Raw genomic sequence first — 12,887 nt, forward strand, 5'->3', positions numbered from 1 at the left:
CCCACCGGTCGCCTCACAACCCCTCGGCTCCGATCCGCGCCACCCGGGCGTCCTCTTCGGCGCGTACGCCGGAAACCCCGACCGCGCCGACCACCTGTCCGTCCACCAGGATCGGCACACCGCCCTCCAGGGTGGCCTGCAGCAGCGGCACCGAGAGGAAGGCGCTGCGTCCGCCGTTGATCATGTCCTCGTAGCGCTTCGTTTCCCGGCGTCCCAGGGCGGCGCTGCGGGCCTTTTCCGTCGCGATGTAGGCACCGATCGGCGCGCAGCCGTCGAGGCGCTCCAGCGCCAGCGGGTGGCCGCCGTCGTCGACCACCGCGATGCTCACCGCCCAGCCTTGGCGCTGTGCCTCCTCGCGGGCCGCGCCAAGGACGCGGGCGACCTCCTCGCGGCCTAGTACCGGCTTGCTGTGCATGGTTTCACTCTCCTCCGGGCAAGGCCTGGTCGAGCAGCTCGATCCAGTGGCGTACCGGGGTCCGTCCGGCCCCGTCGAGATGGGCCTGGCAACCGACGTTGGCCGTGGCGATGACATCCGGCGCGCCGCTTTCCAGGGCGTCCAGGCGGTTGTCGCGCAGACGCCGGGACAGCGCCGGCTGGGTCAGCGAGTAGGTGCCGGCGGACCCGCAGCAGAGATGACCGTCGGCCACCTCGGTGAGATGGAAGCCCAGTCGCCGCAGCACCGCCTCCACGGCCCCGCCCAGTCGTTGCGCGTGCTGCAGTGTGCATGGGCAGTGGAACGCCAGGCGCTGGTCGCAGCGCAGGCCGAGGGACTCCAGCGGCTCGTCGCGAAGCACTTCCACCAGGTCGCGGGCAGCGGCGGCGACCTCGTGCGCCTTGTCCGCGTACCGTGGGTCGTCGCGCAGCAGGTAGGCGTAGTCCTTGACGAAGGCGCCGCAGCCGCTGGCGGTCTGCACGATGGCCTCGGCACCCTCGCGCAGCAACGGCCACCAGGCGTCGATATTGCGCCGCGCGCGCTGGCGGCCGCGCTCCTGCGCATCCAGGTGGAAATCCAGCGCGCCGCAGCAGCCGGCCGCGGCCGCCGGCGTCACGCTGATTCCCAGGCGGTCCAGAACCCGCGCGGCGGCGGCGTTGGTGTTCGGCGACAGCGCCGGCTGCACGCAACCCTCGAGCAGCAGCACGCGCCGCGCATGCCGGGGCTGCGGCCGCCTGCCCGGCGCCGCGACCCGACGTGGCAGCTTGCCCTGCATCGCCTCAGGCAGCAGAGGCCTCAGCCGCCCGGCAGCGCCGGCCAGCGCGCCGAACAACCCCGGGCGCGGGGCCAGCAGGCGCAGCCCGTCGCGCAGCAGGCGTTGCCGGAAGCCGCGCGGCAGGCGTTCGGCGAGTAGGTCGCGGCCGATATCCAGCAGCTTGTGGTACTCGACTCCGGACGGGCAGGTGGTTTCGCAGTTGCGGCAGCTCAGGCAGCGATCGAGGTGCAGGCGGGTGCGCTCGCTGGCCTCGTCGCGCTCGAGGAACTGCTTGATCAGGTAGATCCGTCCGCGCGGGCCGTCGAGTTCGTCGCCCAGCTCCTGGTAGGTCGGGCAGGTGGCGTTGCAGAAACCGCAGTGCACGCAGCTGCGCAGGATGCGCTCGGCTTCGGCGGCCTCGGCGCGTTGCCGGGCGGAATCGCAGAGGTTGGTTTGCATCGCGCCTCCTCAGAGTTCGGCGTACATCCGCCCGGGATTGAAGATGCCCTGCGGGTCGAGCTGGCGTTTGAGTGCCCGGTGCAGGCCGAGCAGTCCAGGCGGTAGCGGCTGGAACGGCGCATCGAGATGGCCGGCGCGGTAGCAGGTGGCGTGACCGCCATGGGCGGCGGCCCACGCACGGATGTCCGCGGCCGGCGCGTCGCTTTTCAGCCAGCGCAGCGCCCCGCCCCAGTCCAGCAACTGACGACCGGGCAACGGCGTCTCCGGCGCCAGCGCCGGCAGCGACAGGCGCCAGAGCGGTCGCGGGTCGTCGAAGAACGGCAGGCGCTGCTCGAGCAGGTCGGCCCAGAAGCCGTCCTCGAGCGCTTCGCCACCGAGGCGGTCGCGCGCCGAGCGTACCGAGCCCTCGCCGCCCTCCAGGCGCAGGCGCAGGGCTTCGCCGTCGTGGCAGGCCGCACTGATCGGCAATGGCTGGCCTCCCCACTCGGCCAGCTTGCGCAACGCCGTCGCCACCGGCAGGTCCAGGCTCAGGCCGGCCTGGCAGCGCGGCATGGGTAGCACCTTGAAGGACACTTCGGTGACCACCCCGAGGCAACCGAAGCTGCCCGCCAGCAACCGCGACAGGTCGTAGCCGGCGACGTTCTTCATCACCTCGCCGCCGAAGCGCAGGTGGGTGCCCAGGCCACTGATCAGCCGCGTCCCGAGGACGAAATCGCGTACCGCTCCCGCCCAGGGCCGGCGCGGTCCGGACAGGCCGCTGGCGAGCACCCCGCCGACCGTCGCCCGGCCGCCGAAACCCGGCGCCTCGCAGGCAAGCATCTGCCCGCCGCGCGCCAGCACGGCCTGTAGCTCGTCCAGCGGCGTACCGGCACGGGCGGTGATCACCAGTTCGCAGGGATCGTAGGCGACGATCCCACGGTGTTCGGCGAGCGCCAGCGGTTCGCCCGCAACCGGCCTGCCGAGGAACGCCTTGCTATCGCCACCGACGATGCGCAGCGGCGCGCGCCGCGCCAGGGCGTCGCGGACCCGCTCGAGCAGCGCGCCGGCATGGTCGGCGCCAGCGTCCGGATCGAAATACGGCTGGCTCATCAGAAACGCTCCAGTTCGGGGAACGGCAGTCGACCGTGGCGGACGTGCATGGCGCCGAACTCGGCGCAGCGATGCAGGGTGGGCACGTTCTTGCCGGGATTGAGCAGCCCGGCCGGGTCGAACGCCGCCTTCACGGCGTGGAACAGGGTCAGCTCGTCGGCATTGAACTGAGCGCACATCTGGTTGATCTTCTCGCGGCCGACGCCATGTTCGCCGGTGATGCTGCCGCCTACCGCTACGCACAACTCGAGGATCCTGCCGCCCAGCGCTTCGGCGCGCTCCAGCTCGCCCGCCAGGTTGGCGTCGAAGAGGATCAGCGGGTGCATGTTGCCGTCGCCGGCGTGGAATACATTGGCCACCCGCAGGCCGTATTCGCGCGAAAGCTCGGCGATGCCATGCAGCACCCGCGGCAGCTCGCGGCGCGGGATGCTGCCGTCCATGCAGTAGTAATCGGGGGAAATCCGCCCGACCGCCGGAAACGCATTCTTGCGCCCGGCCCAGAAGCGCTGGCGCTCGGCCTCGTCTTGGGCCTGTCGCACCGAGGTGGCGCCAGCCGCCTCGAACAGCTCGCGGACCCGCTCGCAATCCTCGTGCACGTCGGCTTCCACGCCATCCAGTTCGCAGAGCAGGATCGCCGCCGCGTCGACCGGGTAACCGGCGTGGATGAAATCCTCGGCGGCGCGGATCGACAGGTTGTCCATCATTTCCAGCCCGGCCGGGACGATGCCGGCACCGATCAGGTCGGCCACCGCCCGCCCGGCGCTTTCCACATCGTCGAAGCTGGCCAGCAGGACCCTCGCCACCGGCGGGCGCGGCAACAGCCTGACGGTGACCTCCACCACCACGCCGAGCAGCCCTTCGGAGCCGGTGAACAGCGCCAGCAGGTCGAAGCCGGCGCTGTCCAGGGCGCTGGACCCCAGGCTCAGGCGCTCGCCTTCCAGGGTCACGATGTCCACCTGCAACAGGTTGTGCACGGTCAGGCCGTACTTCAGGCAATGCACGCCGCCGGCGTTCTCCGCGACGTTGCCGCCGATGGAGCAGGCGATCTGCGAGGACGGGTCCGGTGCGTAGTACAGACCATGAGGGGCAGCGGCCTGGGAGATCGCCAGGTTGCGCACGCCAGGCTGGACCCGGGCGAAACGACCCAGCGGATCGATCTCGAGGATCCGCCGGAAACGCGCCATCACCAGCAGCACGCCGTTCTCCAGCGGCAGCGCGCCGCCGGACAGGCCGGTGCCGGCACCGCGCGCCACGACCGGCACCTTCAGCCGATGGCAGAGGGCGAGCAGGCCCTGAACCTGTTCGATGCGTTCCGGCAATGCCACCAGCAACGGCGTGCAGCGATACGCCGAGAGTCCGTCGCACTCGTAGGGACGCAGGTCTTCCGCGGCGTGCAGCAGTTCGAGGTCGGGCAGGCGGAGGCGCAACTCGGCCAGCAGGCCATCCTTGTCCACCTGCGGCAGCGGACCGTCCAGACGCTCGTCGTAGAGGATGTTCATGGCGGCTGTCCTTGTTGTGGTTGTCGGCGGGATCAGCAAGCGTCCACAGCCTGTACCGCGCGGACGCCGGGGTCCAGCAGGCGTCTAACTGGTCCTACCAGTATCACCAGGAGCCATGGGCATGAGGCGCATGCTAGAAAGTCCCTGAGCTTCTATAGTGAGTAACGACAGCCAACTGGTCCTACCAGTGCAACGGGAGCTTCCATGCAGAAACAGCGGGTGGCCGACCAGGTCGCAGAGCGTATCGAGCGGCTGATCGTCGACGGCGTGCTCAAGGTCGGCCAGGCTCTGCCGTCCGAGCGGCGCCTGGTGGCCAAGCTCGGCTGCTCGCGCTCGGCCCTGCGCGAGGGCCTGCGGGCGCTGCGCGGGCGCGGCATCATCGACACCGAGCATGGCCGTGGGTCGTTCGTCGCCGACCTCGACCGCAACGCCGACGCCAGCCCGCTGATGCACCTGTTCGGCTCCCAGCCGCGCACCCTCTACGACCTGCTCGAAGTCCGCGCCCTGCTGGAGGGCGAGGCGGCCCGCCTGGCAGCGCTACGCGGCACCGAGGCAGACTTCGTCCTGCTCGCCCGGCGCTACGAAGAGATGCTCGCCAGCCACGAGGAAACCCAGCCGATCGATCCCCGCGAGCACGCCCGCCGCGACCACGCGTTCCACCGGGCGATCAGCGAGGCATCGCACAATCCGGTGCTGGTGCATACCCTGCAATCGCTCAACGAACTGCTGCTGAGCACGGTGTTCGCCTCAGTGAACAACCTCTACCACCGACCGCCGCAGAAACGCCAGATCGACCGCCAGCACGCGCGCCTCTACGCGGCCCTCCGCGAGCGCCAGCCGGACCAGGCGCAACGGGCGGCGCGCGAACATATCCACAGCATCCGCGACAACCTGCGGGAGATCGAGCAGGAAGAACAGCGCCTGGTCCGCGCCACCCTGCGCCTGAACGGCTGGGGCTGACGCGCCACCGCGTCACAGACCGGCCGCCGGCCGAACGTGCTACCCTCGCCGCCTTCTGCCGCCGTCTCGTAGTCCCGTCATGCCCAGCAATGCGCTCTGGCTTCGCGCCGACCAACTGTCCAGCGTCTCCCCCGCCGTCCTCGACTGGCTGTTCGACGAGGGGTCGCTGACCCGGCGCCTGACCGCCCTGGCCGACGGCGCGTTCCGCGTCGAACCCCTGCTGGAAGGCTGGCAGACCCTGCGCGACGACGAATGCCAGGGGCTCGACGTCCCTACCGGCAGTAGCGGCTGGGTCCGCGAGGTCTACCTGCATGGCCACGACCGTCCCTGGGTGTTCGCCCGCAGCGTGGCGGCGCGCAGCGCCCTGGAAGGCTCGGGCTTCGACCTGGCGCTGCTCGGCACCCGCTCGCTGGGCGAGTTGCTGTTCAGCGACAGCGCCTTCGAGCGCGGGCCCATCGAAGTCTGCCGCTATCCGGCGGCCGGTCTGCCCGCCGAGGTCCGCGCCGAGGGTCTCTGGGGCCGTCGCTCACGGTTTTCCCGCGGCGCGCTCGGGGTGCTGGTAGCGGAGGTGTACCTACCGCGCCTGTGGGACCAGGCGGGAATCGCCGACGTATAATCCCCCGGTCGACTCCGGAGGTCCCCATGTTCGTCACCCTGATCAAGCCGCTGGCCCGCCTGCACCCCCGCGCCTGGGACTTCGTCCAACTGGTGCGGCTGGACCGGCCGATCGGCATCTACCTGCTGCTCTGGCCGACCCTCTGGTCGCTGTGGATCGCCGCGGACGGCGTGCCGGAACTGAAGAACCTGCTGATCTTCGTCCTCGGCGTCATCCTGATGCGCGCCGCCGGCTGCGTGATCAACGATTTCGCCGACCGCAATTTCGACGGCCATGTCGCACGCACCAAGGCGCGCCCGCTGGCCACCGGCAAGATCAGCGTGCGCGAGGCCTGGATCACCTTCGCCGTCCTGGTCGCGCTGAGCTTCGGCCTGGTCCTGCTGACCAATGCAACGACCGTCTGGCTGTCGTTCGGCGCGGTAGCCGTGGCCTCGCTCTACCCCTTCATGAAGCGCTACACCTACTATCCGCAGGTGGTGCTGGGCGCCGCCTATTCTTGGGGCATCCTGATGGCCTTCACCGCCGAGCGCGGCGAATTGCCGGCCAGCGCCTGGCTGCTGTTCCTGGCCAACGTGCTGTGGACGGTCGCCTATGACTCCTACTACGCGATGACCGACCGCGAGGACGACCTGAAGATCGGCATCAAGTCCACCGCAATCCTCTTCGGCGATGCCGACCGCCTGATCATCGGCAGCCTGCAGGGCCTGACCCTGCTCCTGCTAGTGCTGGCCGGCAACCGCTTCGAACTGGGCCTGTGCTTCTACCTCGGCCTGGCGGTGGCGGCGGCCTGCTTCGTCTGGGAAGCCTGGTCGACCCGCGACCGCGACCCGCAGGCCTGCTTCCGCGCCTTCCTGCACAACCACTGGGCTGGCCTGGCGATCTTCCTCGGCACGGTCGCCGACTACGCGCTGCGTTGAGCGGCGCGCAGGCCGGCGACCATCTAGTCCATGTCCGGCTGGGCGACGTGCCAGGCGCCCATCTTGCCGTCACCGTTCTTGTCGCCAGGCTTCTTGTCCTGGATGAAGGTATAAAGGGACTTGCCGTAGTAGGCCCACTGCTGGGTGCCGTCCTCGCGAGCGACCAGGCTCCAGTCGCCGCTGGCCTGCGCTCCCTGGGCCGCTGCCAGCGGCGGCCAGTTCTTCGCGCACTGCCCGGAACAGGCGGATTGCCCTTCGCTGTCCTTGTCGTAGGTATAGAGCGTCATGCCCTTGCCATCGACCAGCACGCCGTCCTTCTCGGTGGCCGGCGCCACCGTTTCCTGGGCCAGCGCGGCGAACGCCGGCAGGGCCAGCGCCAGACCCAGCGCCAGGTGGATTCTGTTCATCGCGTCTCTCTCCTGTGTCTTCAGGTGGAGCGTTCGCCGCCCGCAGGGACGGCACCGTAACCTGTTGAGCATAGCCCCGCCGCGGGCAGTCGGCGGAAACTACGCCGTTGTGTCACATACCTGACACAATTTCGTTATCTAATGCGGCGCAAGACAGATCGACCCGAGGCAAGACCATGGTTGGCAAGACAATCCTCATCGTTGATGACGAAGCACCGATTCGCGAGATGATCGCCGTGGCCCTGGAGATGGCCGGCTACGAGTGCCTGGAGGCGGAAAATACCCAGCAGGCGCACGCGGTGATCGTCGACCGCAAGCCGGACCTGATCCTGCTCGACTGGATGCTCCCCGGCACTTCCGGCATCGAACTGGCGCGACGCCTGAAGCGTGACGAACTGACCGTCGACATCCCGATCATCATGCTCACCGCCAAGGGCGAGGAGGACAACAAGATCCAGGGCCTGGAGGTCGGCGCCGACGACTACATCACCAAGCCGTTCTCGCCCCGCGAGCTGGTCGCCCGCCTGAAGGCCGTGCTGCGCCGCACCGGGCCTGGCGACAGCGAGGCGCCGATCGAGGTCGGCGGCCTGCTGCTGGACCCGATCAGCCACCGCGTGACCATCGACGGCAAGCCGGCCGAGATGGGCCCCACCGAGTACCGCCTGCTGCAGTTCTTCATGACTCACCAGGAACGCGCCTATACCCGCGGCCAACTGCTGGACCAGGTCTGGGGCGGCAACGTCTATGTCGAGGAGCGCACCGTCGACGTGCATATCCGCCGCCTGCGCAAGGCGCTCGGCGAGGTCTACGAAAATCTGGTTCAGACTGTCCGCGGGACCGGCTATCGTTTCTCCACCAAGAGCTGACCCCGCTCCCGGCCGCCCAGCGGCCGGAGTCGTTTCCCCTGGACGGTCCGTGACGGACCGCCACTGGACAGGATGCAATCCGTCGTGAACCAAGACTGGCGTGGAGCGCTGATCCGCCACCTGCTTCTCGTGCTGGCCGCCAGCCTCGTGCTCGGCGTGGTCAGCGGCCATTACGGCTGGGCCCTGGCCCTCGGCCTGGCTCTCTACCTCGGCTGGACCCTCTGGCAGCTACTGCGCCTGCACCAGTGGCTGCGCAACCACCAGCCAGACGAGCCACCGCCGGACAGCTACGGCCTCTGGGGCGAAGTCTTCGACAATATCTACCACCTGCAACGCCGCAACCAGCGCGCCCGTGGCCGCCTGCAGGCGGTGATCGACCGGATCCAGGAGTCCACCGCGGCCCTGCGTGACGCGGTGATCATGCTCGACAGCGACGGCAACCTGGAATGGTGGAACCTCGCCGCGGAAAACCTGCTCGGCCTGAAGACCCCGCAGGACGGTGGCCAGCCGGTGAGCAACCTGATCCGCCATCCGCGCTTCAAGGAATACTTCGACCAGGAGGATTACCGCGAGCCGCTGGAAATCCCCTCGCCGATCAACGAGCGCCTGCGCCTGCAATTCCACATCACCCTCTACGGCAACCGCGAGCACCTGATGCTGGTCCGCGACGTCACCCGCGTCCACCAGCTGGAGCAGATGCGCAAGGATTTCGTGGCCAACGTCTCCCACGAGCTGCGCACGCCGCTGACGGTGATCGCCGGCTACCTGGAGACCCTCCTCGACAACGTCGAGGATGTGAACCCGCGCTGGCTGCGCGCCCTGCAGCAGATGCAGCAGCAGGCCGGACGCATGCAGAACCTGCTCAACGACCTGCTCCTGCTGGCCAAGCTGGAGGCCACCGACTACCCCGGCGACAACAAGCCGGTGGCGGTGGACGCTCTCCTCGCCAGCATCCGTAACGACGCCCAGGCCCTGTCCGCCGGGCGCAACCACCGCATCAGCCTGGACGCCGCACCCGCTGTGCAGCTCAAGGGCAGCGAGGCGGAACTGCGCAGCGCCTTCTCCAACCTGGTATTCAACGCGGTGAAGTACACCCCCGACGAAGGCGAGATCCGCATCCGCTGGTGGGCCGACGAACAGGGCGCGCACCTATCGGTGCAGGACACCGGTATCGGCGTCGACCCCAAGCACCTGCCGCGCCTGACCGAGCGCTTCTACCGGGTGGACTCCAGCCGCGCCTCCAACACCGGCGGCACCGGCCTCGGCCTGGCCATCGTCAAGCACGTGCTGATCCGCCACCGCGCGCGCCTGGAAATCAGCAGCGTGCCCGGCAAGGGCAGCACCTTCACCTGCCATTTCGCCCCGGCGCAGGTCGCCGAGGCCGAGCGCAAGGCGCCGAAGTGAACCTCGTCGCGGTGCCGCGCCGCCGGCGTCGGCACGGCCAAGGCTTGCAAGCGACGACACAGCCCCTCATTCTTAAGGGCCTTTTGGCTACCGCACACCCCCATGGACCCTTCTCCTAGTACCAGCATCGCCACCTATTTCGCCGATGCCGGCCTGATCCTCTTCGCGCTTTTCCTCGTCCTGCTCAATGGCTTCTTCGTCGCCGCCGAGTTCGCCATGGTCAAGCTCCGCGCCACCCGCGTGGAAACCATCGCCAAGCAGCACGGCTGGCGCGGCGCCATCCTGCGCAAGGTTCACAACCAGCTGGACGCCTACCTGTCCGCCTGCCAGCTGGGCATCACCCTGGCCTCCCTGGGCCTGGGCTGGGTCGGCGAGCCGGCCTTCGCCGAACTCCTGGAACCGCTGCTGGCGATGATCGGCGTGCATTCCGACGAACTGATCCGCGGGATCTCCTTCTTCACCGCGTTCTTCATCATTTCCTACCTGCACATCGTGGTCGGCGAGCTGGCGCCCAAGTCCTGGGCGATCCGCAAACCGGAACTGCTGTCGCTGTGGACGGCGGTGCCGCTGTACCTTTTCTACTGGCTGATGTACCCGGCGATCTGGCTGCTCAACGCCAGCGCCAACGCCATCCTCAAGATCGCCGGCCAGGGCGAGCCCGGCCCGCACCACGAGCATCACTACAGCCGCGACGAACTGAAGCTGATCCTCCACTCCAGCCGCGCCCAGGACCCCAGCGACCAGGGCATGCGCGTGCTGGCCTCGGCGGTGGAGCTGGGCGAACTGGAGGTGGTCGACTGGGCCAACTCCCGCGAAGACCTGGTCTACCTCGAGCACGACGCGCCGCTGGCGGACATCCTCGCGGTGATCCGCCGCCACAAGTACAGCCGCTACCCGGTCTGGGACAGCCACAAGGGCGAGTTCATCGGCCTGCTGCACATCAAGGACCTGCTGCTGGCGCTGTCCGCCCTGGACAGCCTGCCGGAGACCTTCGACCTCGACGAACTGGTGCGCCCGCTGGAGATCGTCACCAAGCACACCCCGCTGTCGCGCCTGCTGGAGCAGTTCCGCAAGGGCGGCGCGCACTTCGCCGTGGTGGAAGAGGCCGATCACAAGGTGGTCGGCTTCCTGACCATGGAGGACGTGCTGGAAGTGCTGGTCGGCGACATCCAGGACGAACACCGCAAGACCGAGCGCGGCATCCTCGCCTACCAGCCGGGCAAGCTGCTGGTGCGCGGCGACACACCGCTGTTCAAGCTCGAGCGCCTGCTCGGCATCGACCTCGATCATGTCGAGGCGGACACTCTCGCCGGGCTGGTCTACGACACCCTGAAGCGGGTGCCGGAGGAAGAGGAAGTCCTCGACACCGAGGGCCTGCGGATCATCGTGAAGAAGATGCGCGGTCCGAAGATCGTCCTGGCCAAGGTGGTCAAGCTCGACTGAGACGAGCCGGCGCCGCCACGGCGCCGGCGACTTTTCAAGGCTCGCGGACGATGGCGAAGTTCGGCAGGCTGTCGACCGGCTGGGCGAAGTCGTAGGGAATCGACTCCAGCGCCAGGCCGACGTTGCGCTGGATCACGAAGTGCAGGTGCGGCCCGCTGCTGTTGCCGGTGTTGCCGGAGCGCGCCAGCGGCGTGCCGACCTGGACCCGCTGGCCCTCGGCGACCAGTACCGAATGGCGCATCAGGTGCAGGTAGACGCCCATGGTGCCGTCGTCGTGCAGGATGCGGACGAAGTTGCCCGAGGGATTGTTGCCGCGCCCGCTCTGGTTGTTCTCGATCTTCACCACGGTGCCGCCGCGGGCAGCGATGATCGGCGTGCCCTCGGGCATGGCGATGTCCATCGCGTAGCGGCCCTTGGGGGTGAAGTGGCTGTACTTGCCATTGGCGCCCTGGGACAGGCGGAACGGCCCGCCGCGCCAGGGCAGCGGATAGCGATAGAGCAGCGGCTGCTGGCGCGGGTCGCCGAGCGCGTAACGCAGCTTCGGGGTGTAGCTCATCGGCTTGCCGGCCTTGCGCGGCGCCAGGGTCGCCAGGCGCACCTGGCTGCGCGCCGGGACCACCCAGCGAATCGGCCCGTCGGGCACCCCGACGGCATTGCGCGGGTTGCGGATCCGCAACTCGACCTCGACCGGCGCGTAGAGGTCGTTGCGCACCTGCAGGGTCTCGCCACCCGCGTGCTTCTTCGTCTCCAGCTTCACTTCCCGTTCCAGGTGCTCGACCATCCGGTCGCGGAAGACGAACACCTGCGCCCCGGCCACGGCGCGGTCGGAGTAGGTCACCACGCCATTGGCGTCGGTGTACTTGTAGATGGTCAGGGCCGCAGCCGGAGCTGCCGCGGCGAACAGGCCACAGAGAAGGAGAAGGCGCCCTAGCATGACTGCACGGATCGTGTCGTTCTGGTTATCCCGAATCGGCAAGACTAGCAGCGCTTTATTGCCAGGGCGAGACGACAGCGAGCGGGCTGTGAACGGATCGTCGGGAAAAAACCGCTCAGGCGCCGGGAACGTAGTGCTTCTGGGTACTTCCGCGGGCGATCAGGCGCGACAGGTAGTCGAGCTTCTGCGGGTCGCGGTCGACGAAACGCAGGGTCAACAGCAGCCAATCGCTATCCGGCTTCGGCTCCAGCGCGGCGATGGCGTGCAGGTAGCCGTTCAGGCGCGCCACGTCGCTGTTTTCCTCGAGGTCCAGCACCGCGCTTTCCAGCACCTGCGGCAACGGGTCGGCGCGCTTCACCACCAGTTGCGCTTCCTTCAGACTGACCGCCTTGATCACGCAGGGCATGCTGCTCTGCGGCAGGCGCAATTGCGCCTGCCCCAGCGGGTTGCCGCTGCCGGCGGGACGCGCGCTGGCCTGGGGAGCCGAAGCCGGCTTCGGCGCGGGGGCCGGTTTTGCCGGACTGGCGGCAGGCTTGATCACCTCGGCGCGACCACCGGTCAGGGCGGCCAGCGAATCGTTGGCCATGCCGCTGGCGATCTCCCGGCGCGGCGCGTGGGCCGCCAGGGCTTCCAGCTTGCCGCTGCGGCTCAGGGCCTTCTTGATCTTGGCCACCAGTTGGTCATTGGAGAATGGCTTGCCGATGTAGTCCGACACCCCGGCCTGGATCGCCTGGACCACGTTCTCCTTGTCGCCGCGACTGGTGACCATGATGAACGGGGTAGTCTTGAGGTTTTCCTGGGCACGGCACCAGGTCAGCAGTTCGAGGCCGGACATCTCCGGCATCTCCCAATCGCAGAGGATCAGGTCGACGTTCTGCCGACTGAGCAGTTGCTGGGCCTTGCGGCCGTTCACGGCCTCCTCGATATGAAGGCCGGGGAAGTTGTCGCGCAACCCTTTCTTCATCAGATCTCGGATGAAGGGGGCGTCATCCACCACTAGCGCGCTGACTTTGCTCATCGACTTCTCCTGGACAGGTCCGCCTAGGATAGCCTCCCCTGCTGGCAGGATGCCAAGCCTTGCTGCAGTCGCGCGAAGAAACAAGGCT

Annotated in this window: 13 protein-coding genes; 6 read left to right on the plus strand and 7 right to left on the minus strand. The window is 68.5% G+C overall.

Going from position 1 to position 12,887, the window contains the following annotated elements; all coding sequences use genetic code 11:
* Window positions 1–13 precede the first annotated feature (13 nt).
* From ACM0M4_RS29850 to glcD, 4 genes are read right to left on the minus strand one after another with little or no spacing between them, the layout of a single operon-like run.
* Window positions 14–415 (minus strand): heme-binding protein, encoded by a 402-nt coding sequence (locus ACM0M4_RS29850; protein WP_003098332.1) that lies wholly within the window; start codon window positions 413–415, stop codon window positions 14–16.
* Between the two features lie 4 nt (window positions 416–419).
* Window positions 420–1,646 (minus strand): glycolate oxidase subunit GlcF, encoded by a 1,227-nt coding sequence (gene glcF / locus ACM0M4_RS29855; RefSeq protein WP_016264032.1) that lies wholly within the window; start codon window positions 1,644–1,646, stop codon window positions 420–422.
* A gap of 9 nt (window positions 1,647–1,655) precedes the next feature.
* The gene (gene glcE / locus ACM0M4_RS29860) at window positions 1,656–2,735 is read right to left on the minus strand and encodes a glycolate oxidase subunit GlcE (RefSeq protein ID WP_221345457.1); all 1,080 of its coding nucleotides are present in this window, start codon (window positions 2,733–2,735) and stop codon (window positions 1,656–1,658) included.
* Window positions 2,735–4,234 carry a glycolate oxidase subunit GlcD gene (glcD, locus tag ACM0M4_RS29865; protein WP_034001972.1) on the minus strand — a complete coding sequence of 500 codons (1,500 nt, stop codon included), beginning with the start codon at window positions 4,232–4,234 and terminating at the stop codon, window positions 2,735–2,737. Before glcD ends, glcE begins: the two co-directional genes overlap by 1 nt.
* 204 nt (window positions 4,235–4,438) lie before the next feature.
* Between glcD and glcC the strand changes: the two genes are divergently transcribed.
* The 3 genes from glcC (at window position 4,439) to ubiA (ending at window position 6,727) form a co-directional block, all read left to right on the plus strand.
* Complete coding sequence (glcC, locus tag ACM0M4_RS29870) at window positions 4,439–5,194, plus strand: transcriptional regulator GlcC (RefSeq protein WP_003096643.1); 756 nt, start codon at window positions 4,439–4,441, stop codon at window positions 5,192–5,194.
* Window positions 5,195–5,273: 79 nt separating this feature from the next.
* A complete protein-coding gene (locus tag ACM0M4_RS29875) occupies window positions 5,274–5,810 on the plus strand; it encodes a chorismate lyase (protein WP_003114374.1) in 537 nt (178 codons plus the stop codon).
* A gap of 26 nt (window positions 5,811–5,836) precedes the next feature.
* On the plus strand, window positions 5,837–6,727 hold the full coding sequence (ubiA, locus tag ACM0M4_RS29880) for a 4-hydroxybenzoate octaprenyltransferase (RefSeq protein ID WP_003104612.1): 891 nt from the start codon (window positions 5,837–5,839) through the stop codon (window positions 6,725–6,727).
* 23 nt (window positions 6,728–6,750) lie between these two features.
* On the opposite strand, the gene ACM0M4_RS29885 is transcribed toward ubiA, so the two are convergent.
* Window positions 6,751–7,134, minus strand: a complete 384-nt coding sequence (locus ACM0M4_RS29885; protein ID WP_275234160.1) for a COG4315 family predicted lipoprotein — start codon at window positions 7,132–7,134, stop codon at window positions 6,751–6,753.
* A gap of 176 nt (window positions 7,135–7,310) precedes the next feature.
* On the opposite strand from ACM0M4_RS29885, the gene phoB reads away from it, so the two are divergent.
* From phoB to ACM0M4_RS29900, 3 genes are all read left to right on the plus strand, one after another.
* Complete coding sequence (phoB, locus tag ACM0M4_RS29890) at window positions 7,311–8,000, plus strand: phosphate regulon transcriptional regulator PhoB (RefSeq protein ID WP_003096653.1); 690 nt, start codon at window positions 7,311–7,313, stop codon at window positions 7,998–8,000.
* Window positions 8,001–8,072: 72 nt separating this feature from the next.
* Entirely contained in the window at window positions 8,073–9,404 is a 1,332-nt protein-coding gene (phoR, locus tag ACM0M4_RS29895; protein WP_003121316.1) for a phosphate regulon sensor histidine kinase PhoR, read from the plus strand.
* 102 nt (window positions 9,405–9,506) lie between these two features.
* Window positions 9,507–10,847 carry a hemolysin family protein gene (locus tag ACM0M4_RS29900; RefSeq protein ID WP_003096655.1) on the plus strand — a complete coding sequence of 447 codons (1,341 nt, stop codon included), beginning with the start codon at window positions 9,507–9,509 and terminating at the stop codon, window positions 10,845–10,847.
* A 34-nt stretch (window positions 10,848–10,881) separates the two neighbouring features.
* Here the strand turns inward: ACM0M4_RS29900 and ACM0M4_RS29905 are convergent, their stop codons facing one another.
* Window positions 10,882–11,781, minus strand: a complete 900-nt coding sequence (locus ACM0M4_RS29905; RefSeq protein WP_003096656.1) for a peptidoglycan DD-metalloendopeptidase family protein — start codon at window positions 11,779–11,781, stop codon at window positions 10,882–10,884.
* A gap of 115 nt (window positions 11,782–11,896) precedes the next feature.
* Window positions 11,897–12,799: a response regulator gene (locus ACM0M4_RS29910; RefSeq protein ID WP_003096657.1), complete on the minus strand. Its 903-nt coding sequence runs from the start codon at window positions 12,797–12,799 to the stop codon at window positions 11,897–11,899.
* Window positions 12,800–12,887 lie beyond the last annotated feature (88 nt).

Source organism: Pseudomonas sp. 18-147, from assembly GCF_051048045.1.
Taxonomy (GTDB): domain Bacteria; phylum Pseudomonadota; class Gammaproteobacteria; order Pseudomonadales; family Pseudomonadaceae; genus Pseudomonas; species Pseudomonas aeruginosa.